The organism is Rufibacter hautae, from assembly GCF_008271695.1.
Lineage (GTDB): Bacteria > Bacteroidota > Bacteroidia > Cytophagales > Hymenobacteraceae > Nibribacter > Nibribacter hautae.
The window spans coordinates 1524184-1546995 of sequence record NZ_VKKY01000001.1 but is presented as its reverse complement, the minus strand read 5'-3'; the positions used below and the strand labels follow the sequence as shown (position 1 = coordinate 1546995).

19 protein-coding genes are annotated in these 22812 nt (G+C 51.7%); 8 read left to right on the top strand and 11 right to left on the bottom strand.

The features are described 5' to 3' along the window. Positions 1-80: 80 nt before the first annotated feature. The 7 genes from FOA19_RS05915 to FOA19_RS05885 form a co-directional block, all read right to left on the bottom strand. A complete protein-coding gene (locus FOA19_RS05915; protein WP_149089835.1) occupies positions 81-1628 on the bottom strand; it encodes a glucuronyl esterase domain-containing protein in 1548 nt (515 codons plus the stop codon). Between the two features lie 218 nt (positions 1629-1846). Further along, entirely contained in the window at positions 1847-2230 is a 384-nt protein-coding gene (locus FOA19_RS05910) for a DoxX family protein (protein ID WP_149089834.1), read from the bottom strand. A 131-nt stretch (positions 2231-2361) separates the two neighbouring features. After that, complete coding sequence (locus FOA19_RS05905) at positions 2362-2874, bottom strand: SRPBCC family protein (RefSeq protein ID WP_149089833.1); 513 nt, start codon at positions 2872-2874, stop codon at positions 2362-2364. Then, positions 2871-3197 carry an ArsR/SmtB family transcription factor gene (locus FOA19_RS05900; protein ID WP_149089832.1) on the bottom strand — a complete coding sequence of 109 codons (327 nt, stop codon included), beginning with the start codon at positions 3195-3197 and terminating at the stop codon, positions 2871-2873. The genes FOA19_RS05905 and FOA19_RS05900 overlap by 4 nt, the downstream gene beginning before the upstream one ends. A 299-nt stretch (positions 3198-3496) precedes the next feature. After that, the gene (locus FOA19_RS05895) at positions 3497-4846 is read right to left on the bottom strand and encodes a serine hydrolase domain-containing protein (protein ID WP_149089831.1); all 1350 of its coding nucleotides are present in this window, start codon (positions 4844-4846) and stop codon (positions 3497-3499) included. Between the two features lie 406 nt (positions 4847-5252). Next, positions 5253-5666: a hypothetical protein gene (locus tag FOA19_RS05890; protein ID WP_149089830.1), complete on the bottom strand. Its 414-nt coding sequence runs from the start codon at positions 5664-5666 to the stop codon at positions 5253-5255. Positions 5667-5763: 97 nt separating this feature from the next. Further along, complete coding sequence (locus FOA19_RS05885) at positions 5764-6309, bottom strand: hypothetical protein (protein ID WP_149089829.1); 546 nt, start codon at positions 6307-6309, stop codon at positions 5764-5766. 219 nt (positions 6310-6528) lie between these two features. On the opposite strand from FOA19_RS05885, the gene FOA19_RS05880 reads away from it, so the two are divergent. From FOA19_RS05880 to FOA19_RS05860, 5 genes are all read left to right on the top strand, one after another. After that, entirely contained in the window at positions 6529-7281 is a 753-nt protein-coding gene (locus FOA19_RS05880) for an FkbM family methyltransferase (RefSeq protein ID WP_149089828.1), read from the top strand. Next, positions 7281-7577: a DUF4834 family protein gene (locus tag FOA19_RS05875; protein ID WP_149089827.1), complete on the top strand. Its 297-nt coding sequence runs from the start codon at positions 7281-7283 to the stop codon at positions 7575-7577. The genes FOA19_RS05880 and FOA19_RS05875 overlap by 1 nt, the downstream gene beginning before the upstream one ends. Positions 7578-7636: 59 nt before the next feature. After that, entirely contained in the window at positions 7637-10063 is a 2427-nt protein-coding gene (locus FOA19_RS05870; protein ID WP_149089826.1) for a YfhO family protein, read from the top strand. A gap of 92 nt (positions 10064-10155) precedes the next feature. Continuing rightward, on the top strand, positions 10156-11076 hold the full coding sequence (locus tag FOA19_RS05865) for a 1-aminocyclopropane-1-carboxylate deaminase/D-cysteine desulfhydrase (protein WP_149089825.1): 921 nt from the start codon (positions 10156-10158) through the stop codon (positions 11074-11076). 430 nt (positions 11077-11506) lie between these two features. After that, positions 11507-12145, top strand: a complete 639-nt coding sequence (locus FOA19_RS05860; RefSeq protein ID WP_149089824.1) for a DUF4230 domain-containing protein — start codon at positions 11507-11509, stop codon at positions 12143-12145. Between the two features lie 81 nt (positions 12146-12226). Here FOA19_RS05860 and FOA19_RS05855 read toward each other — a convergent pair whose 3' ends face one another. Beyond that, on the bottom strand, positions 12227-12709 hold the full coding sequence (locus FOA19_RS05855) for a regulatory protein RecX (protein WP_149089823.1): 483 nt from the start codon (positions 12707-12709) through the stop codon (positions 12227-12229). 168 nt (positions 12710-12877) lie between these two features. Here FOA19_RS05855 and FOA19_RS05850 point away from each other — a divergent pair, with 168 nt between their 5' ends. From FOA19_RS05850 to gloA2, 3 genes are all read left to right on the top strand, one after another. Then, positions 12878-13741, top strand: coding sequence for a DMT family transporter (locus FOA19_RS05850; RefSeq protein ID WP_223808752.1), 864 nt, complete (start codon positions 12878-12880; stop codon positions 13739-13741). A 198-nt stretch (positions 13742-13939) separates the two neighbouring features. Then, positions 13940-16582 (top strand): DUF5686 and carboxypeptidase regulatory-like domain-containing protein, encoded by a 2643-nt coding sequence (locus tag FOA19_RS05845; protein ID WP_223808751.1) that lies wholly within the window; start codon positions 13940-13942, stop codon positions 16580-16582. Between the two features lie 65 nt (positions 16583-16647). After that, positions 16648-17037, top strand: coding sequence for an SMU1112c/YaeR family gloxylase I-like metalloprotein (gloA2, locus tag FOA19_RS05840; RefSeq protein ID WP_149089822.1), 390 nt, complete (start codon positions 16648-16650; stop codon positions 17035-17037). 181 nt (positions 17038-17218) lie between these two features. Here gloA2 and FOA19_RS05835 read toward each other — a convergent pair whose 3' ends face one another. The 3 genes from FOA19_RS05835 to FOA19_RS05825 form a co-directional block, all read right to left on the bottom strand. Then, positions 17219-17683 carry a hypothetical protein gene (locus FOA19_RS05835; protein WP_149089821.1) on the bottom strand — a complete coding sequence of 155 codons (465 nt, stop codon included), beginning with the start codon at positions 17681-17683 and terminating at the stop codon, positions 17219-17221. Between the two features lie 152 nt (positions 17684-17835). Beyond that, positions 17836-19350, bottom strand: coding sequence for a RagB/SusD family nutrient uptake outer membrane protein (locus tag FOA19_RS05830; RefSeq protein ID WP_149089820.1), 1515 nt, complete (start codon positions 19348-19350; stop codon positions 17836-17838). A 12-nt stretch (positions 19351-19362) separates the two neighbouring features. Continuing rightward, the gene (locus tag FOA19_RS05825) at positions 19363-22434 is read right to left on the bottom strand and encodes a SusC/RagA family TonB-linked outer membrane protein (protein WP_149089819.1); all 3072 of its coding nucleotides are present in this window, start codon (positions 22432-22434) and stop codon (positions 19363-19365) included. Positions 22435-22812: the final 378 nt, after the last annotated feature.

Genomic DNA, 22812 nt, shown 5'->3' with positions numbered 1-22812 from the left:
ACACAAATACCAGCTTTAAAGATAAGACAACTTAAGAAAAATTTCCCCAAAAAGCGCCAGGGCATGCCGCAGAAATCTGACTATCGGCTCGCGCCAACAGCCGCTTTTTGCTTCAGCATTTTATCGGCCCAGGGAATAAAGTACTTGATGTTGGGAGCATCGGTGTGGCCGCCGTCATGCTGCCGCCAGGCCAACTCGCCGTCTAGTAAACTCACGTTCACGCCCGGTATTTTGGCGGTTTTATAGTCATGTCCTACGCCCAAATCTCTAGCGCCCAGCAGTTTGTAAACCGGTCCGGCCGCCACGGTAGCCATGTAACTACCCTGCTGGTCCAGCCATTTGGCATCGCCTTGCTCTGGGATGCCGTAGCTGATGAACGTAGGCCTGGGGGCGCAGAGCGCGATGAGTTGGTGGGCGTCTACTGGCAGGTCGTTGGCGGTTTTGCTCCCGAAGGTAGCCTCCGAGGCGCCGTATTTGAGGAAGTTGCCGGCCATCCAGTGGTACTCGCCGCTGCTGGTGAGGCTTTCCACGGCTTCGCCGAAGTTGCGGCGGTGCAGTTTGGCCCCGCCTTCGCCGGAAGACCCAATAAGGCCCACGGCAAAGCGCTGGTCAAAGGCTTGTGCCACCAAAGCCGCCTTCCCGAAGCGTGACACGCCTTCAATGCCCACCCGTTTGGCATCTACCATTGGGTCGGTCTCCAGGTAATCCAGTCCGCGGGAGGCCCCCCAGGCCCAGGCGCGTAGGGCGCCCCAATCCTCTGGATTGCGGGGTTGGCCTTTGTTCACCAGACCAATGATGCCTTTGGTGAGGCCCGCGCCATTATCGGCCTGGATGCTGCCGGGTTCAATCAATACGTACCCCCAACCCGCCGCGAGTAACTGCTGGGCCGTGGGTGGATCGCCAGCCGGGGGCGGACCAAAAGTAGGCGTTTGGGAGGCAATGGGGTTATAGGCTGGGTACTGCTCAAACACCGCTTTCAACGATGGGTCTGCCTCTACCAGCAGTTTCTTCATGGCGGCGTTAATCTTCTCCAGGCTTTCTTTGGGCGGTTGCGCCGGGGCGGGCAGAGCGCTTCGGCTGAACATCATCAAAACCGGTACGGGGCCTTTGGCGTTGGCGGGCGTGACTACCGTCATGGCAATGTTCACCTCCAGCGCAGGGTACTGGGAATTGTCTACCTGACCCACCAGTTGTTTGGCGTTCACCGGAATCCAGCCCACCATCTCCCGCTCCGAGATCAGGGTCTTCCAGGTTACTTTGGGTACGTTTTTAGGAATTCGGCCAAAAATCTCCCGCTCAAAATCTTCCACAATCTCGGGCCGGCGCTGGTTCCACCAATGGGCCGGGGTGGTTACCTTTTTGCCGTTCTTGAGGGTGAGCAACTCGGGCAGGTTGGGGTAAGGGTTAGCCTTGGCTTCATCGTAGTTGGCCGCGTTGGGCGCCTTCTCATCTCCGCTGGGTCCCGGCCGAAGCGCCTTGATGCCCAGTTGCTTCATCATGTGCTGGTGGTCCTGCTCGGCGGTGAAGTTTACCGGGGCGGGGTAGTTCGCGGCTATTCCCATAGCCGCCTGTTGCGCTGAGGCAGAAGAAACAGTTAAGGCAAATAGGAGGTAGATGAGTTTTCTCATGAGGGCTCTTTGTTGCCTCAAGATACTTATAAAATCTAAACCAAGACGGTAGATTGCCTCTTCTACCATCTTGGTTGTTTCTATCTGGTAAGCGGTAAGGATTTCTGGTATTCAGGGAGGGAGGGTGGATGATTCCTTGCCGTTTTTCTAAAAACCACTCCTTTCTGAATTTCAGAAAAACGTCTTCATTAGCCGGCTTTTACGACCGTTGAAGAGGTTTACGCCTGGTTGATCAAGGGAAGGTATCTCTTCCGGTTCTCGAAAATGACCCAAAGCAGAATCAGCCAGATCACGATGGCTATGGGCAGCCCGCTGGTATCAACGAAAAGGTGCGTTAGCAGAATGCCTACCATCACCGGGAAGACTATCAATGCCCCCAAGGCCCTGGTTCTAGGGAAAATGATCAAGATTCCTCCTAAGACTTCGGCTAAGCCGATCAAGGGAATGAGCCAGGAGATTTCGGCTAATGCTGCCGTATCTTTCATGAGGGGTTCTGGCAAATCATTTGGGACCGGCATGTAATTGAGGAATTTGTTTAAGCCTCCGTTGATGAGTAATAATCCCAAGAGGATGCAAAATCCGGTTAAGATCTTCCGCTTCATAAGTGTTTAGGTTTAGTTGTTTGGTTAATGGGTCTTTTGGTTGATTCTGGTCCGGTGTGTGAAGTTGCTGTGATAGGCAGACCAAGGCAAGCGCTTCTATGTTACCTCCTGAAGCGCTTGCCTTGGTGTTGTTATCCTTTTTGGGGCAAAACTGTTAGGAGGTACTGGTCCAGGTTTTCTAACCCGGCAGAGAACCCTTCCTTGAAGCCCATTTGAATAATGGTTTCTAAATCCTCCAGTTTTTCAAAAGACAATTGGATGGTTACGAGCGTGTCTTCTTCTTGGGCTTTAAAGGCGTTTTCCCATTTTACCCGGGGTTGGGACGTGTTGATCACCGCATTTTCGTCACAGAAGGCATCTGCGCCAGAGAAATAGGCTTGGGATTTTATCACGTCAAAGTCAAACATGCACCAGTGTTTTTCTCCTTCGGGGCTCAGCATGTAGTAATGCCAGCGGCCGCCTTCGGTGAAGTCCATGGATTTGGTGACAGATTTATACGGTTTGGGAGCCCACCACTGGTCCAGGATGGCAGCTTCTGTCCAGGCGGACCACACCAAATCAAGGGGTGCCCCAAATGATCTTTCTACGTTGATCTGGTTGTTTTCCTTGTCTACCAGAAAGTTGAATAAAATTGCCTTGTTCATTTCTTCTCTGATTTAAGTTGTTTTAATACATCGTCTAACTGATCAAACCGTTTGGCCAGTAGCTGCTTGAACTGCTCCAGCCATTTCTCAATTTCGTTCATCTTGCTGGCATTCAAATGATAGTGGATTTCTCTGCCTTTCTGCTCCTGTTTCAAAATCTCACACTCGGTTAAAACCTGGATGTGCTTAGAGATGGCCTGCCTGCTGCTGTTGAAGTGCTCGGCAATGGCGTTGGGGGTCATGGCGCTCACGGCAAGCAGCAGGATAATAGCCCGTCGGGTGGGGTCGGCTATGGCTTGGAATACATCTCGTCTGGTCTCCATCTACTTTCTATTTGCTACCATATGGTTGCGAATATACGTGCAACTATTTGGTTGCGCAAGTGTTTTCTTGTTTTTTTAAGGAAAGTAGCATGAAGTGCTTACTCTGTTTGGGTTTTCACAGGGAGTAGTCACGTTGGGTAGTTGCTGATCGATGGCGGCTTGAAGACGCGGAGACTCTCTTTGTGCAGCTGGCTACGTTTTAGGCTCGTTTTTCTGGAAAAAGCATTGATTTGAACGGAGCCTGTCAATCTCCTTATTTAAAGCTGATGCCCTGGCCGGTGCTTAGGTAGTTGACCGTTTTATAAGCCCTTTATTTTTATCCCCTTGTGTCCGTCTACCCGCATGGTGTCAATTTGGCCAGTGCTGTTGCTGGTAAATTCAACGTCTGACCAATAGGTGCGCTGAATGAACTTGGTGCCGGGTTTGGTAGCATTGGCTACGGGAATCAGAGCACCCCAGGAGCAGGACAGGTTGCCGTTCTGGTAGCTGACTTCCATAGTGAAATCCTTGAGATAGAAATTTGCGTCAAACTTGTACTTGCCCACCAACTGGGCTGCCTGCTCAGGGGTGACGGCTTTTTTGGTGAGGCTGGTTTTAGCGATGGTTTTTTTCAAAGCCACCGCTGCCAGCTGCAGACCAAGGGTGGCCGGGAGAGAGATATAGTTGTTTGAAAGGACAATCACCGTCAACTGGTCATAAGGGTAAATGGCGAAATAGGAAGAGAAACCCGGCGAGCGGCCATTCATCTGGACCCTTTTTCTGTCTAAATGATCCCGGATGAACCAGCCGTATCCTACGTTGTCGCCATAATCGGTGAATACCTTTTGCCAAGATTCTTTTGATAACAACGCATTGGTAGAGATGGCGGTAGCGAATTTGTATAGGTCTTCTGTGGTAGAGTAAATGGAGCCATGCCCGGTCTTAGAAGTCCAGTTGATCTGGTAGGCATTTTCTAGGTCGTAATGGCCTACCGCGGCGTATCCATTGGCAAGGTTCGGGATGATTTCTTTCTCGCCGGTAGAATGACCCGTGTTGGTCATCTTCAAGGGCGTGAATATGGTTTCCTTTAGATAGGTGCCGAATGGTTTTCCGGTGACTTTTTCAATAATGGAGGCTAAAACAATGTAATCTGTGCGGCCGTGGTTGTACTTGCTGTCAGGTGCAAACTGCAGTGAATCTGCTTCTATGTACTTGATCAGTTGTTCTGGGGTATGTTGGAATTTGGTGATGCTATCATAATCCACTTTCTGGTTCTCGCCAATGGCCGGAATGCCCGATCTCTGGCTTAACAGGTGATGCAAGGTGAGGCGTTTCCCGTGTTTGTAACTGGGAAGATACTTGGCCACAGGATCATCTAAGGACAGCTTTTTCTCCTCGGCTAATTTCATGATAGCCGCCGAGGTAAAAATCATGGAAGCGGATGCCAGGAAGAACTTTGTCTGTGCGGTATTAGGCAGGTTGTAAGACCTGTTCATCTGGCCATAGGCTTTGGAGAACAAGACCTTGCCCTTCTGGGCGACCAGCACACTGCCGCCGTAATTATTGGTCTGCACATAAGGCATGATCAACGCATCCATTTCTGTGCTTTGCGCCCTTGCTGAGAAGGTGAAAACCAAAACCAACCCAAGTGAAAGAAGGATTCTTGCCATTTTGTAGCCTCATGAAAAGTTTTTCAATAATGACTTTGCTTGTAAACTGACGCGAGTTGCCTAGAGCGTAGCCTGTAACCGCATTCATGAGGCTGGATTTCATCAATCGCCTTGAATCTATTCTAAAGATAAAGCTTTTCTCCTGGCTTTGAAGATTTGATTTTGCTAATGATTTCCTCGCCATGTTCAATCGAGCGGCATGGAATGATTATTTTATTTGGTGCATTTTTGATGTCGTTGATGACGGCCAGATTGCCTGCCATCATCGTCTCAATCTTTAGTGTCCCTATAATTTTCGGCCTTATTAGTTGCATAGGGTTCAATTTAAAAATTGGGCTTAACGGTTCAGCTAAGATTGTTTTAGCTCACTTTGATAGCAATAGTGTTAAGCACTTGTAAAGCGCTGTCATTTAATTTTACTGTCTAAGAAGTCGTACTTTCCAGTAATAAATGCATTTAGAATCTCAATAACATCTTCTTTTGTCTGACCAGTCACATCGGTATAATATTCAGGGTTGTCACGCTCAATTAGTCCAAATAATATCTTTACTCTTTTAGGCCTTTTGTAAGAAACGTAGAATTCTTCAAGGCTTGAAGTGCCGACACCGCTAACGACTATCCCATGCTTTGTAGTTTCATCTTCAAATTCTAAGGAGGGAGAATAGTGTATATCTGATTTATTTGCTTTCCCCATATTGAAAATGATTTCGTCCCAAGAAATTTGTTCAAATCTGCTGATTACTTCCTTACTCTCAATATCGCCTAATTCTATAACATCAGGTTTAAAAGGGTCGCAGAAGCTATGTCTAAGGGTTTTCATTTCTATGATTAGGTTGCGAGTAACGGTTGGAGCAGGTTAAGGCGTACAAAGCCTTTAGCAGTGGCATGGCTTATGCACAATATTAGAATAGTCTTTTTTAATCCGATTGATGGACCCATTCATAATGTCCATTCTTGAATGTTATAATCCCTCCATTTTCGTGCTTCATCACGAAAATGGAGGGATTATCAAGTATGAATTTACGTTCGCCTACTATCTCGGCATTTTCGATTATTATTTCAAAAGTTTCTTTGTCTTTCACAACTCCCCAAGAGTCAACCCAGCTGAAATCGTCACTCATTTCTTCAAACTCTTTCCCGCAGCCAATCACGTACTCTTTGTTGCTTTTTCCGCTTCTTATTATCACCCCTGCCTTTTGTTTCCTACTGGTAAACACCGCTGTGTCTTTTACTGAGTCGCCATCAAAATCCTCATAAATAGGGTCAGTAAGTTTAACTGTGCGATAGTCTTTAAACTCATAGCTTCTTAGGCTATCGGCTGGAGTTTGATAAGATTGTTCAGTGCTCTCTGTTTTTTTGGCTGTTTCTGTTTTGATAGTCTTTGGGTTTGATTCAGAGTTGACTTTTTCTGAGCAACCAAATGAAAGATAGAAAGCTATGAGGACCAAAGAAGATCTTTTCATAATTTAAATTGCCCTAACTACTGGATAAAGTAAATATCTAAAGTTGTCATCCATTTATTTCTCTACAAACCATACTCTTCAATCCCGAAGCCTACCGATAACCAAAGTAGACTGCCGAATATACTATTCAGTCTTCTAGTATTTCCCACCTCTTTTCCCAAAAACACCTCCAAAACGCACCCCTTTGTTTTCTCCCCTCATATTCCTGAACTTTACCGCGTGAAACTTCTCCGCAAATTATTGGTCAAGGCGCTCGGGTTTGAGGGCTACCTTAGGTTGGTCAGCCGGATGTACATCATCATGGTGGGCTCGGGCCGGGGCCGTGAAAAGTACCCAGAGCTGTTCTTCCTGAAAAGAATCATCCGTCCGGGGTTTACGTGTGTAGACATCGGCGCCAATCTGGGCTATTATTCCACGTTCCTGTCCAGACTGGCCGGGCCGAAGGGCAAAGTGCTGGCCGTGGAGCCGGTGCCGCTGTTCGGGCGCATCTGGCGGGACAACGTGAAGGCCAGTGGCGTAGACAACCTCACCTTGTTGCCTTTTGCCTTGGGCGGTGAGAACACTACCATTGAGATGGGCACGCCAGTAAGAGACGGGCTGGTGCACCACGGCATGACCAAAATAGCCAGCTCGGCGCAGGAGCAGTACGCCCAGACCTACCAGGTGGAAATGCGCGTACCAGATGAGTTGTTCCTAGATCTGGACCGGCTGGACTTCATCAAATGCGACGTAGAAGGCTATGAACACCAGGTATTTGCCCACCTGCAGGAAACTATAAAGAAGTTCAGGCCGTTGATTCAGACAGAGCTGAACGGCGCCCAGAACCGCCGGGCCGTGGTAGAGACGTTGGCCCGATTAGGGTACGGCGTGTACACGTTAACAGACAAACAGACGTTATCTCCGTGTAGCCCGCAAGAGATAGACCAGTACCAGGGCGGCGACTTTTACTTTAAACCAAACCCATACGCCTAGTGAAATTCTTTTTGATCATGCTGGCGGTGATGTTCTTGATGCGGTACCTCATGCCGTACATCATCCGCTTTCTTCTTAAAACCTTTGTCCAGAAGCAGATGCGCAAGGCCCAGGAGTACGCGGCATTTCAGGGGCAGCCCCACCAGCAACCGCATTACCAGCAGGCGCAGGGCCAAACCCGGAGCCAGCCAACGGGTAGCGGCGATAAAGTGCGGGTAGAGTTCGTGCCCGAAGACCGGCGACCGCGCAAAGACTTCCCCGGCGGCGAGTACGTAGATTATGAAGAAGTGAAATAAACTGAGTATCTTTCAAGCCCGATGCCCCGCATCGGGCTTTTTTATTGCAATTAAACCTCATGGCCACTTCTAAAATCGATTTCAACCGCCACGTGCTGCCGCACCTGCTGGTGCTTTTGTTTTTCCTGCTGCTGGTAGTAGCGTATTTCTCACCCATTTTCTTTGACGGCAAAAGCCTCATGCAGCACGATGTGGTGCAGTTCCAGGGCGGCGCCAAGGAGATCGCCGATTTCCGGGAGAAGACCGGCGATGAGGCGCTCTGGACCAACTCCATGTTCAGCGGTATGCCGGCGTACCTCATCAGCGTGCAGTTCTCCGGTGACCTGTTCCAGTACGTGCACTCGCTTTTCACCGTCGGCTTGCCGCTGGTGGCCTCCAACATCTTCATCACACTGGTGTGCGCCTACCTCATGTTCCTCATCTTCGGCCTGCGGCCGATGCTGGCAGCGGTAGGAGCGGTGGCTTACGCCTTTGTGTCTTATAACTTCGCCATTCTGGAAGCCGGGCACAACACCAAGTCTTTGGCCATTGCCTATCTGCCGTTGGTGCTGGGCGGGCTTTGGTACGCCTACCGCAAGAACCTGTGGCTGGGAGCTGCGTTGTTCGCCTTCGGGTTAACCATGCACATCCGGATGAACCACTTGCAGATCACGTATTACCTGCTGTTCATCGTGCTCATCTTCGGGTTGGTGGAGCTGGTGACCTGGTCTAAAGAAGGCCGCATCGCGGATTTCTTCAAACGTACGTTGATCCTGGCCATCGGCGCAGCCTTGGCCGCGGGCGTGAGTTTTGGGCGTATCTACACCACCGCAGAGTACGGTAAATATTCCATCCGGGGCGCTTCTGAACTGACCCAGGGCAAAGACGCCTCTGAGATCGGCTCGGGCCTGGACCGCGAGTATGCCTTCCAATGGAGCTACGGCGTGGGCGAGACCATGACCCTGTTAGTGCCTAACTTTTATGGTGGCGCCTCACAAGGTCCGTTGGAGAAAGACTCTGAGACCTACAAACAACTGGCTCAGGGCGGCGTGCCCGAGGCCCAGTTACAGAACGCCACCATGCCTTTCTACTGGGGAGATCAGTCCTTTGTGGGTGGACCGGTGTACATGGGAGCCATCATCTGCTTCCTGTTTGTGCTGGGCTTGCTGGTGACCCCGCGCAGACTCTGGATCTGGCTTTTGAGCGCCACTATTCTGTCGTTTGTGTTGAGCTGGGGTAAGAATTTTGAGGCCTTCAACTACTTCATGTTTGACTACTTCCCAGGCTACAACAAGTTCAGGGCGGTGAGCATGGCGCTGGTGATTGCGCAGGTAACCATGGTGCTGCTGGCTATTCTGGCCTTGTGCCGCGTGCTGCAGAACGAGCCTATTGAGAACCTCCAGAAGAAACTGACGATTGCGCTGGCCGCCACCGGTGGCGTGTGCTTACTCTTGGTGCTCTTGAGCGGTACCTTTGATTACGTTGGTCCGGTAGACGAGCAACTGGCCCAGTACCAGTATCCGTTGGAGGCCATCCGGGCAGACCGGGCTTCCATGCTCCGCGGCGATGCCTTGCGCTCCCTCATCTTCATTGTGCTGGCCGCCGGTACGCTCTACCTCTACACCAAACGCAAAGTGACCTCGTTCATGGCCACCGCCATAATCGGCCTCTTGATTTTGGTTGACCTCTGGACCGTAGACAAGCGCTACCTCAACAACCAGGATTTTCAGCAGGATTACAGCAAAACCTACTTCCAGCCAACCCCCGCCGACCTAGCCATTCTGCAGGACAAGGAACTGAGCTACCGTGTCTTCAATGTGCCTAATGCCTTCAGCGATGCCCGTACCTCTTACTTCCACAAGTCTATTGGCGGGTACCACGGGGCCAAACTGCGCCGCTACCAGGATGTCATTGAGCAGCACATTGCACAGGGCAACGTGCAGGTGCTGAATATGCTGAATGCCAAATACGCCATCACCGGGCAGGAGCAGCAGCCCGTGCAGATCATTCCGGGGTACCTGGGCAACGCCTGGTACGTGGACGAAGTGCGCGCCGTGAACTCCCCAGACGAGGAATTGGCCGCCCTGAAAGGCATTGACGCGAAGCACGAGGCCATTGTGGACGTGTCCAAATTCCCGACCGTGAAACCGCAGACCTATACCACCACCGGTTCCATCATCAAACTGATTGAGTACCAGCCCAACTTCCTGAAGTACACGGCCGTGGTGGCCCAGCCTAGCGTGGTGGTCTTCTCCGAGATCTATTACAAAGACGGCTGGCAAGCGTACCTTGACGGCAAGCCGGTAGATCACTTCCGGGCCAACTACATCCTGCGGGCCATGAACCTGCCCGCCGGTAACCACGTGGTAGAATTCAAGTTTGAACCAAAGGAATACAGCCTGGGCAACACCGTGGCGTTGATTTCCTCGCTGCTGCTGTTCGCCGGCCTCATTGGGGCCGTGGTGTACGGTCTGCGTAGAAGACCTGTGGGCCCAGCCACCGTTTAACTTTTGATAGAAGCAGTGCCCGTTTCTGGTTTGTTTTCCCAAAAGCAGTCCAGAAACGGGCGCTGCTGTTTTTGCCCTTTCTAGAATTGCCTATGTCTGTTCTCCTGCAACCGCTCTCAGATCCACTGCTCACCCAAAAAGGAGTGGAACTGGCCGTGCTGCGCGAGGATCTGTTGCACCCCGGCATCCCTGGGAATAAGTGGCGTAAACTCAAATACAACCTATTGGCGGCGCAGGAACAGGGCTGCGAGACATTGGTTACCTTCGGAGGGGCTTTTTCTAACCACATCGCTGCCGTAGCCGCCGCCGGAAAAGAGTTCGGGTTTTCCACCGTTGGCTACATTAGAGGCGAGGAGACTTTGCCGCTCAATCCTACCTTGGCCTTTACCGCCCAACAGGGCATGCTTCTCCGGTACCTCAGTCGCTCAGATTACCGCCTCCGGAACGAACCGCATTTCCAGGCCCAAATCCTGAAAACAGCCCCAAAACCCTACCTACTCCCTGAGGGCGGCACGAACCTGCTGGCCGTGAAAGGATGCGCTGAGATTATCACGGAGCTCACCGCGCCTTGGGATGTGCTCTGTGTCGCTTCCGGCACCAGTGGCACCCTGGCCGGGATAGTAGTCGGCGTAGCGGGAAAAGGAAAAATCATCGGGTTTCCGGCTCTGAAAGGAGGGGAGTTCCTGCAGAAGGAAGTAACGGAGTTGGTGCAGGCCTACAGCGGGCAGACATACCAGAACTGGGAACTGCAAATCCATTACCACTTCGGCGGTTACGCCAAACACACCCCAGAACTGCTGGCTTTCATTCAAACCTTCCATCAGCGGCACAATATTCTGCTGGACCCGGTGTACACGGGCAAGATGCTGTACGGTGTATTTGACCTGATTAAACAAGATTACTTTCCGGCGGGCACTAAACTGGTAGCAGTGCATACCGGCGGACAGCAAGGCTGGGCCGGCTACGCACAACGGTATGGATTGGCATGGCCTTCGGCGAAAGTTGCCAGGTAACTACTGCCATTGCTTTCCATCGCTGGCGCGAGCGTCCCGCTCGTGTCCGGACACTTACCAGAAAGAAAAGCTGCATACTCCCTCTTTTGTCATCCTGAAAGGATCTTGGTAGCAAACTGTAGTAGCGTTTACTACCCAGCCTTTCTCGTTCGCCCATAAGATCTTTCCAAGAGGACAGAATGTGGGTAAGAGACTTTGGTAGGCTAAAGAGCTTGATCTCAGAAAAGCAAATAGGAACCTTTAGGTATGCGTGCGGACACGAGCTGGAAGCTCGCGCCAGCGAAAGCTGAAAATGTTAGATATGTCTTAGCAGGTCCTGCCAAATCTGATATTCTATTTTGAATCTGATTTTCCCAAACCGAGCCCAAATCGGCAGAAGTAACTTTCGGTGCGGTTTTCGCATATAGACATAGACACCTATTTTCAATTCATGCGACTCCTTTTTGTTCTCCGTAAGCTTATTCCATGGCTCTTGCTCTTGATTGTGGCCGGCTTGGCGTGGCGCTTTCTGCTGATGCCTGTGAAGAATTTCCTGAATCCTGCCGGTGAACCGGCGGTGGAGGTGACGCATAATACCGTCTTGACCAAAATCGAGGCAATGGGCAAACTGGAGCTTGTGCGCTACAACTTTAAAGACGTGGTGGAATACAAAAAGGAAGTGTCTCGGTTCTTGCCCGATTCTAAGGTGGCGCTCATTGTGGGCGGCGAGGCAGTGGGCTGTATTGACCTGCAGAAGTTACAGGAAAGCGATTTGCAGTTCATCGGGGATTCTGTTCTGCACGTGAGTTTGCCCGCTCCAGAGATCTGCTATTATCGCGTTGACCACACTCAGTCCAAGGTGTTTGGGAAAGAGAATACGTACTTCCAGGATGCTGATTTGGTAGATGAGGGCTACAAGTACGCCGAGGAAAACGTTAAGCAGGCGGCTCTGAGCAGCGGAATCCTCCAGCAGACTTCCGTCAACGCTGAGAAAATCCTGAAACCGATGCTGGAGAACATGACCGGCCGCCGCGTCTACCTCATGCCACGCGAGACCATGGCCGCGCCGCCTGTGCCGAAGAAAAGGTGATTTAAAAATTTGGAGATTTGGGAATGTGGAAATTAGCACATCAGCACATCTCCACATTAGCACATTTACAAATATCCACATTTACAAACCCAACTCCCGCCAAGCATCCTGGATGAGGTCCAGTTCATAGCCTTTGCTTTGGAGGAAATACTGAATTTTCTGGCGGCGGGCCATGGGGTTGCGTTCGCCCTCGGTTTTGTTTTTCTTCTCCAGTAGGTGCAGCAGGTTCTCCCAGTAGACATCTGGGTCAATTTCCTGGAGGCCTTTCCGGATGCAGTAGTCGGAGAGGCCTTTGGCTTTGAGACCCATCTGAATTTTGCGGCGGCCCCAGCGCTTAAGGCCATACTTGCCCCGCACAAAGGATTGAGCGTAGCGCTCCTCGTCCAGCAGTTTTTCCTGGGTCAGGAGAATGACCAGTTCATCAGCTTCGTCCAAGTCCAGGCCATAGTCCAGCAGCTTGGCGCGTACCTCGTTCTGGGTGCGTTCCTGGTAGGCGCAGTAAGAGGCGATCTTAGGCAAGGCCTCTTTCTTGGTGTAGACTTTCTTCTTTTTGGGCTGGAACACAGGTCTGGTCTTTAGGGGAAAACTACCGCTGCCGGTATATTCTATAAACCAAAAATAGGCAAAAACAGTTTGGTAGGCGGACGTTTAAAGCCCCTAAATTCAAAAAGAGATGCAAAATGCTCCGGTAAAAGCCCGACCTTTGCGCCTCAGAATTTTCCGCTTACCGCCATGACCAGAGGGGTTCAGTACATGCTGCTTTCCACGTTCTTTTTTGCGCTGATGAACGTGTGCGTCAAGTTTCTGTCGCATCTGCCACCCATGGAAGTGGTGCTGTTCCGCTCGGTGATTTCGCTGATCCTCAGCTATGGCATGATCAGGCAGGCCGGGGTTTCGCCGTGGGGCAACCGCAAGCCGGTCTTGGTGCTGCGCGGGCTGGCCGGCGGCTTTTCGCTGCTCCTGTTCTACACCACTATCCAGAACATCCCGCTGGCGGGCGCGGTAACCATCCAGTACCTGGCACCCATTTTCACGGCTTTGCTGGGCGTGTTCATTGCCAAAGAGAAAGTAGCGCCGTGGCAGTGGGTGTGTTTCCTGATCTCCTTCTCGGGGGTGCTGGTGATTGAGGGCGTGGATACCCGCATCTCGCTGTATTATCTGCTCATCGGCATCGGGAGCGCGTTTCTGTCTGGGGTGGCGTATAACTCCGTGCGGAAGCTGAGCGAGACCGAGCATCCGTTGGTCATCGTGTTTTACTTCCCGCTGGTGTCTCTGCCTTTGTCTTTGGTTTTCTGCTTCTTTGACTGGGTTCCGCTGCAGGGAAACGATTGGCTGTGGCTGTGTTTGACAGGCATTCTCACGCAGCTGGGGCAGTACTTCATGACGCGGTCTTACCAGGTGGAGAAGCTGGCGCGGGTGGCCAACCTCAACTACATCGGTATTCTGTACGCGCTGGGCCTGGGCATGGTGTTCTTCGGGGAGACGTTCCATTTGTATGCGTATCTGGGCATTGCCCTGGTGCTGCTGGGGGTGCTCCTGAACATGCAGTACAGCCGCAAATTGCGCAAACTGGAGGCCGCGCAGGCAACTTCCTGAGCGTTTCAGGCATCTTTTAAATGAAACGGGCCTAAAATGGCCAGCGGCTTTTGTTCTCTTCCGTATCTTCTCTTTACCTTTAAATCTATCTTCTTGCTGTTCAAGAAGAACCGATGTGTTAAAGAATAGTAAGGATTTTGAATACGTGCTGATATGGTAACCTTAGCCGGTTTCGTTAAACAGCCAAACCCTTTGCTCATGCTTTCTTTATACCCGTGCCTTTCCCCCAGGATGTCTCGTAAGTTTGCCTCTGTGCTGGGCCTTTGGTTCCTGCTGACGGGGGTAGCCACCGCCGGTGTGCTGAAAGGGAAAGTGACCGATGAGAAAGGGGCCGGCTTGGCCTTCGCGACGGTGTACCTGCAGGGCTCTACCGTGGGTTCCACCACCAATGAGCAAGGCGATTACCAGTTCAACGTAGACCCGGGCAAGCACACGGTGGTGTTCCAGTACGTGGGCTACAAAAGCCAGACCCGGGCCATTGAGGTGCCGGAGGAGGAGAAACCCACGCCGCTGGTGCTCAACGTGCAATTGCTCCCCGATGTCTACAACCTCAATGAGGTGCGGGTAAGTCTCAGCGGCAAGAACCCGGCGTACGGCATCATGGAGCAGGCCATTGCCAAACGAGAATACCATTTGAAGGAAGTACAGGCCTTCACCGCCCAGGTGTACGTGAAGGGTCTGCAGCGCCTCATCAACATGCCCAAGCGGTTGCTGGGCATCATCAAAGTGCCGGCCGGCCTTAAACCGGGCATCCTGTATCTGTCAGAATCGGTGTCTGAGATGAGTTTCATGCAGCCGGGCAAGTACCGCGAGCGCATGATCTCCTCCAAGGTGAGCGGCAGCAGCCGGGCGTTTAGCTATAACCAGGCCTCGGAGTTTAACGTCAATTTTTACCAGAACCTCCTCAAAGCGCAGGGGGTGAACGAACGGGGCTTTGTTTCGCCGCTGGCCAACAACGCCATGTTCTTCTACAAGTATGAGTACGTGGGCAGCAGCCAGGACAACGGCTATCTCATCCACCGCATCAAGGTAATCCCCAAACGGAAGACAGACCCGGTGTGTACGGGCTACGTGTACATTGTGGACGGCTCCTGGCGCCTGCACAGCCTTAACCTGTACGTGACCAAAGACCAGCAGATTGAGTTTGTAGACACTTTGCGCATTACGCAGCAGTTTACGCCGGCGCCGGGTAACGTATGGGTTTTGCAATCGCAGAAATTCACGTTTGACGTGGAGGGCTACGGCTTCAAGGGCAATGGCTATTTCATGGCCGTTTACAGCAAATACCGCGTAAAACCAGCACCCTTCGTGAAGCAAACTCCAGCCCCAGCGCCGGCTGCTTCCACCGCGCCAGCTCCCGTGGTGAGTCCGCCAGTAGTGGCATCGGTGCCCGCGCCCAAACTCAGCCGTAAGGAACGCAAAGCCCTTCGGGATAACCCGCCTGCCAACGGCGTACCCGATGCCGAGTACTTCAAGAAAAAGGAGGTTTTGCTCATTGAGAAAGACGCCAATACCCGAGACAGTGCTTATTGGAACGAGGTGCGCCCGGTGCCCTTAACCCAGGAGGAGATAGTGGACTACCACACCAAAGACAGCCTGCAGGTCATCAAAGAATCAAAGCCCTACAAAGACTCCATAGACCGAAAGAACAACAAGTTCAGCGCCTCTGATCTGCTGCTTTCGGGTTACTCTTACCAGAACTCGTTTGAGCGCACCTCTTTCAGTATTGAGCCGGTCACGCGTATCTGGCAGTATAACACCGTGGAAGGCCTCGTGGCTAACCTAGGCATTGAGTACACCAAACGGTACGAGGACCGGCGCCGCTACACCATCGCGCCTACCCTGCGCTACGGGTTCAGCAACAAAGAGGTGCAGGCCAAGTTGGCGGGTTCTTTTATGTATGACATGGTCCGGCGGCGCTCTGTGGGCTTTGAGGGTGGCAAGTTCGTTAGTCAGTTCAACCCCGAGGAACCCATTACGCCCTTCGTGAATACTGTGTACACGCTGCTGTTGAAGAAGAACTACGAGAAGCTTTACCAACGGCAGTACCTGCGCCTGTGGCACAACCGCGAGCTGGTAAACGGTTTGTCAGCGACGTTCCAGGTGGGCTATGCCCAGCGCGAGATGATGTTCAATACCACCGATTACACCGTGCGCGACCGTGCTTCCCGGGTGTTTTCGTCAAATGAGCCGCAAAACGCTGAGGTGGGTTCTACCGCCTTCCCGCGGCACCAGGCCCTCACCGCTGCCCTCATGTTGACTTATCGCCCGGGCGCGGAATACATCTCGCACCCAGACCGCAAGATCAACCTGGGCTCCAAATGGCCGCTCTTCACCCTGAACTACCGGAAAGGAATCTCCGGGGTTCTGGGCAGCGATGTGGACTATGACTTCGTTTCCCTGGGTGTGAGCGATGACCTGGCCCTGGGTTTGCTGGGCACCAGTTCCTACTCGGTGAGCGCGGGTACTTTCTGGCGCAAGAACCAGTTGTATTTTATGGACTTCAGGCATTTCTCCGGGAACCGCACCATCCTGTCCGGTGATTTCAGCGGTTTCCAGTTGCTGGATTACTACCGCTACAGCACCCAGAAAACCTACATTGAGGGCCACTACAGCCACCATTTCAACGGCTTTATCCTGAACAAGATCCCGCTCATCCGCAAGCTGAAGTGGCAGGAAGTGGGTAGCGTCAATTACCTCCACACCGCGGCCGCCGGCCATTACCTGGAACTGGGCGTAGGTCTGGAGCACCTTTTCAAAGTCTTTAGGGTGGATTTTGTGACCGGCTTCCAGCAGCGCGAGAAAGTAAGCTCCGGTATCCGGATTGGCTACGGCTTTTAGGCGGTAAGCTCTTGCCCAAGTGGATATTCCGATTTCCGGAACCTGGCAATAAGTACCTTTACTCCATGATTCAGTTAAAAAGCATCCACCACATTGCCATCATCTGCACCGATTACCCAGTTTCTAAGAAGTTCTACACGCAGATACTGGGCCTCACGCTACAGCAGGAGATTTACCGCGCTGAGCGCGATTCATACAAAGCAGACCTGGCGCTGAACGGGCAGTACATCATTGAATTGTTCTCTTTCCCCAACGTGCCTGCCCGCCTATCTTTCCCCGAGGCTGCCGGCCTGAGGCACCTGGCTTTTGAGGTGGAAGACGTGGAAACCGCCCGGCAGGAACTGATAAACCAAAGCGTGGAAGTGCAGGAAGTACGAGTGGATGAGCACACCGGCAAGCGCTTCTGCTTTTTCTCTGACCCAGATGGCTTGCCGCTGGAACTGTACGAACGGTAAAACACCCATTTTAAAGCTTCTTTTAGAGAATAGGCCGGAAAACGGAAGGTAGGCGAAGCTTTGTTAAAGGCCTGATCGCCCCAAAGCTTAGGTTTCATCAGCTTGAAAACGCTGTGTAGCTTGAGAAAAACAAAAGCCCACAGCAGGGGCCGTGGGCTTTTACATTCACTGTTTCCTGATATCACAAAGGGGTGACCGATACCCTTGCTTCTTTTTCTATTTGGTTCAGGTTAGCGGCTCTGGGATAAGGGGCAATGTCTCTCAACGTCACCTGGTACGCTTTGGCACCCAGTTCCACTCTTTCCATGTTGTGTAAGGATAAGGTTCTATACACGCTGGCGCCGGTAGAATCCTGCAGTTGCACGTCTGCCACAGCAATGCCGGCCCATATACATAGGACATCCTTGGGGCAACGGCTATCTGCTATTTTCTGCAGCGTTAGGGTTAAAGCACCTATCGTAACAGGCTTGAGCCAGGAAAGCGCAAAAGATTCACCTTGTTGGCAGGAGAGCACAAAAGGATCAAACCGTGGAGGCGGCTGCTGGTGCAGATTGACGGTACGCTCTATGGTGACCACGTCTTTTGAGCGCGCGCATCCCGCCAGGAAGAGAAGGACCAAAAGAATAAAACCGATTCTATGTTTCATGGCTTCTTTTTGAAAAGGAAGGCTTTTTCACCCACGTACTAGAAAGAGCCAGAAACAGAGGCAATGGTTGCTTCATGGTTTCAGAAAGGTTGATAAAAAAAGCCCACCAGATTTCTGGTGGGCTTTTGATTTAAGCAGGGCTTAGTTGATGCTTAGTACCCTGGGTTTTGCTGTAGACCTGCCGTCCGCACGTCTTCGCCCGGGATGGGCAGCAAGTTGTGCTTGCCTTCTTTGTAGCCCAACGGTCCTAATTCTTGGGCGGCAAGGCCCCAGCGTACCAGGTCTACGTAGCGGAAACCTTCAAACGCAAGTTCCAGGAAACGCTCTCTCACGATGGCGTCAAACAGGGCGGTGCCGCTGGCGGTTACCGGCGTTAACTCTGACCGCTGTCTTACCATGTTCAGGTGTTCGCGGGCTTTGCCTTCGTTGCCGGCGCGGTAGTGGGCCTCGGCAGCCATCAAGAGCACGTCTGCGTAGCGGATCATGCGCCAGTTGGTACCATAGTTCAGCTCAGACACCGGTGAGCCGGTCTGGGAACTGAACGTGCCGTATCTTCTCTGGAAGTAACCTTCGTAGTCATAAGCGGTGGGGTTGGTCCAGTTTCCGCCCATAGCTTTCAGCTCGGCTTCAGACATCACGGTAGCCGTTTTCCGCTCTACGTCGCCATTGGCTACAAACGCTTGGTACAGCTTGGCCTTAGGAGAGTTGAAGCCCCATCCGCCAATCAAGGAGTCACTAGGTGCTTTGGTGTAGAAGTCGCTTCTTGGGCCCATCAACTGAAGGTGGATGTTGCTTTCTGGCTGCGCGCCCCAAGGGAAGTTCCCCCAGTCATAGCTTTGGGTTTTGGTGTAAGAGACCTCAAACAGAGACTCTTTGCCAAACTCGCCGGCCTCAGAGAATGCCTTGCCCACTGATGACTCCAACCCATATTGGTTTGAAGCGATCACGGATTCAAACTGGGTGGCGGCATCTGCCCACTTCTGCTGGTAGAGCATGGCTTTGCCCAGCAGCGCCTGGGCCGCTCCCTTAGACGCTCTGAATCTGTCTCCGCCGCCCAATGCGTTTTTGAGCGGAAGGTCTACCATGGCTTCTTGCAAGTCCTTCTCAATTTGAGCGTAAACAGCCGTTTTGGCGGCTCTGCCGGTGCTGCTCCACTGCTCAATAGGAATGTCGCCGGTTACCAGCGGCACGTCGCCCCACAGAGACACCAGTTCAAAGTAGTTGTAAGCGCGCAGGAACTTGGCCTCGGCAATCAGTCTTTTGCGTAGCTCTGTTTCTGGCTGCACGTTGTTGATGACTTTGTTCGCGCGGTAGATGGCACTGTAGGTCAGTCTCCAACCCCACTTCACGGCGTCGTTCTCGCTGTCAAAGTTGAAGTCATCAATGGTCTGGTAAGCCGGCTGATCACCGGGGCCGCTACCGGCGGCGTTGCTTTCGTCAGAAGGCATGATTTTCACCATGTAGATACTGCTCCAAGCGGTGTTGTAGTGCGCCTGCATGATGTCATAGATGGCGGTAGTGGCCTGGAGGGCGTCTGCATCTGTTTTGTAAAATTCCTGTTCAGAAAGCTTGCCGGGCACCTCCTGGTCTAAGAAGTCTTTACAGCCAGAAGTCATGGCCATAAGGGCTAAGCCGAATGCTGCAATCTTGATATAGTTCTTCTTCATGGATTCTGTTGCTTAGAAATTAAAGTTTAAACCAAACATCGCTAATCTTGGCACTGGGTAAGTACCGCGGTCAATACCTAAGCTGTTGGCGTTGTTGCTACCTGCCTCTGGGTCTAGGCCAGGGTAGTCAGTAATGGTGAAGTAGTTGTCCAGAGAGATGTACACGCGGGCGTTTTTCATTTTCAGTCTTTCAGTCACGGAGTTTGGCAGGGTGTAGCCTAACTGTAACTGACGAACACGGGCGTAAGAACCATCAAACACCATCAAGTCACTGTTGTACACATAAGCGTTGGTAGTGCTTGCTCTGAAGCCGGTGTTAGTGCTGCCGGCTCCGGTCCAACGGTCTTCATAGAAGAAAGCCGGTTTGTTGGCGGTAGGGCGGTCTGTACGGCTGAAGCCCAAGATCACATCATTGCCAATCTGGCCTTGTACGAAAGCCAACAAGTCAAAGCCTTTGTAAGCAAAGTTCACGCGGGCCCCGAAGATCAAATCTGGATGCGGATTGCCGATCATGTCATAATCTGCCGGAGAGATTTGCTTGTCACCGTTAACGTCCACCACAATTGGGTCGCCTGGTTGTGGAGAGTAACCGGTGATACCGGTAGAAGTCAGGTACGCGCTGATTTCCTCAGGAGTCTGGAAGATACCGGCGGTTTTGTAGCCTCTCAGGTACCAGATAGGGTATCCTTCTTTGAAAACGGTAGCAGACCAACCGGTTCCAATGCTGGCGCCAGGAATCTCGTTCACGTTAGGGTCAAGGAAAGTTACCTTATTCTTGATGGCGGTAATGTTTCCAGATACCTCATACTGGAAGGCTTCTGCGGCATCATTGCGGTAGCCTAGCTCAAATTCCCATCCTTTGTTCTGCACGTTACCGCCGTTCACGAACGGCAGCGCAGCGCCCACAAAGCCTGGAGCAACCCCTGGCGTAATCAGGTCAATGGTCTTTTTGTCGAAATAATCGGCGGTGAAGGTCAGACGGTTGTTGAACATGCCTATATCAATACCGAAGTCCAATTGCTCACTGGTTTCCCAGGTAAGGTCTGGATTGGCTAGAGTAGTAGGAGCGGCCCCTACCAGGTAGTCGCCCGAACCATCTGGATAACGTCCCACAACTCCTACGGCAGCTAACCAATCCCCGATGCGGGAGCTTGAAAGGGAACCGTTCTGGCCCCAGCTGGCCCGTAGTTTCAAATGGTTGATTTTGGTTTCCGGGAAGAAATCCTCGTTAGAGGCAACCCAGCCCAAAGAGATGGATGGGAAAGTACCCCAGGCGTTCTCAGGCGAAAACAGAGAAGATCCGTCTCTTCTTACGGTGGCGTTCAACAGGTATTTGCCCGCGTAGTCATAAGAAAGTCTGCCGTAGTAAGAGGCCAGGGTGCTCACATTGGCATTGCTGCCTATGCGGTCCAAGGCGTCTGGGGTAGTGTCTGCGTAAGAGAACTTGTCTTCTTCTTTGAAGAGGCCAGAGTAGCTTCCGCCAATGTAATTCCACATGCGTTTCAAGGCAGAGGTACCCGCCAGCAAGGTGAAGCCGTGGTTGTCAATCTGCTTGGTGAACGTGGCGAAGTTCTCCCACTGCAGGTTGAACCAGTTGTTCTGAGAATCAGAGCCGTTGGCAATGGAGTTCAGGTTTTCGCTGGAGAACCAGAAAGTAGGCGTCCAGTTATGCTGTCTCTGGAAAGCTCCGTCAATCCCGAAGCGGGAAGTGAATTTCAGACCTTTGATAGGCTCAACGTCGGCGTACACGTTACCAACCACTTTGTTCTGGGTAGTCTGGCCTCTGGCCAAAGCGATTCTGGCCAATGGGTTGCCATACTCTCCTCTGATGAAGTTGGAGATACCGTAGTAGTTGCCGTTCTCATCCCGTACCAGTGGCTGGCCAGCCTGAATGGCGGCGGTCACGTGGGCCGGAAGCGCTCCGGTGTAAGTAACCGGGGTTAAGGGGTCTAAGGAAAGGGCACTGCTGATCAAACCGCCAAACTCATCGTTTTCTGCCAAGCCTCTACGTCTGAAGTTGGAGTAGGAGAATCTTTCTCCAATGTTCAACCAGGGCTTAACCTTATGGTCAGAGTTGATGCGAACGGTATAGCGGTCAAATTTGGCTTTGTCACCGCCCACAATACCTTCTTGGGTAAAGAAGTTACCGCCTACCAAGAAGCTGGATTTCTCTGATCCTCCGCTGAAGTTGATAGAGTGGTGTTGCTGAGGCGCCGTCTGGAATATTTCATCAAACCAGTTAGTACCGGCTCCAGCAGCTGCGGCTTCGGCAGCTGTAGGTCTGCCTGGGCTGTTAGACTCCTCCAGATACTGCTGATACTGCTGTGGATTCATCATGTCCATCATTCTGCCCACCGATTGTCTGCCGTACTGGAAAGCATAGCTGATCTCTGAGGTATTGACTTTACCGGTTTTGGTGGTGATGATCACTACCCCGTTGGCACCTTCAGCCCCGTAGATGGCCGCTGAGGCCGCGTCTTTCAGTACTTCAATGGAAGCAATCTCTGAAGGGTCCAGGAATTCAATGCCCCCGGCTCTTACGCCGTCAACAATGTAAAGAGGCTCTGAACCAGAGTTTGAACCAGTTCCTCTTACCCGTACGCGCATCCCGCTGCCCGGAGAACCTGAAGCAGGTAATACTGTAACGCCGGCAGTGCGGCCCTGTAAGGCCTGCTCTACCCGGCTGGATGATACCGTGGCAATCTCCTCTGCCTTCACAGAAGAAATGGCCCCGGTCACTAAACTCTTTTGTTGGGTTCCATAACCTACTACCACTACTTCTTCCAAAGCCTGCTGGTCTTCCTGCAGACCTACGTTAATAGTAGTGCGGCCACTGATAGGCAATTCCTGACTTACGTATCCAATAAAACTAACCACCAGCGTGGTGGCGTTAGCGGGGGCTTGCAACTGATAGTTACCAGAAACATCAGAGGTTGTACCCACTGTAGTACCCTTTACTACCACGCTTACACCTGGTAGAGGCTCACCACCCTTGCTGGAAGTTATCCGGCCAGATATAGTGGATTGAGCAAACGCTACCCCACATAAATGTAGGAGCAGAAAGATGAGTAGGTTTTTCTTCATAAATGCGTTTTCGTTAATAAACATCGATTTTCAAGCGTCTAATATAATATATTGGCAAATTATTAGTGAAATATCTACTACAACACTAATACATCAAGTCTGGGGAGGAGTTGCGAAAGCACTACATCAGATTAATAAAAAAGGGCCTAAAACGCCCAAAAAACGCACTTTTGTAATTCATTAGGGGTGAAAATATATTTCTGTTAAAAATTGAAGTTTTTTTAAGTGTATTATTGACGAATCTATAATTTTAAGCTGCAAATCCTCTTTTGTTAACATCTTATCCCACTTTTTAGCCTATGATGTATTGGGCAAATTGGTACCTTACATAAGCTTCAAGCCAACTTTCAAGGTGATTTTGGACTATGGATTTCAAAG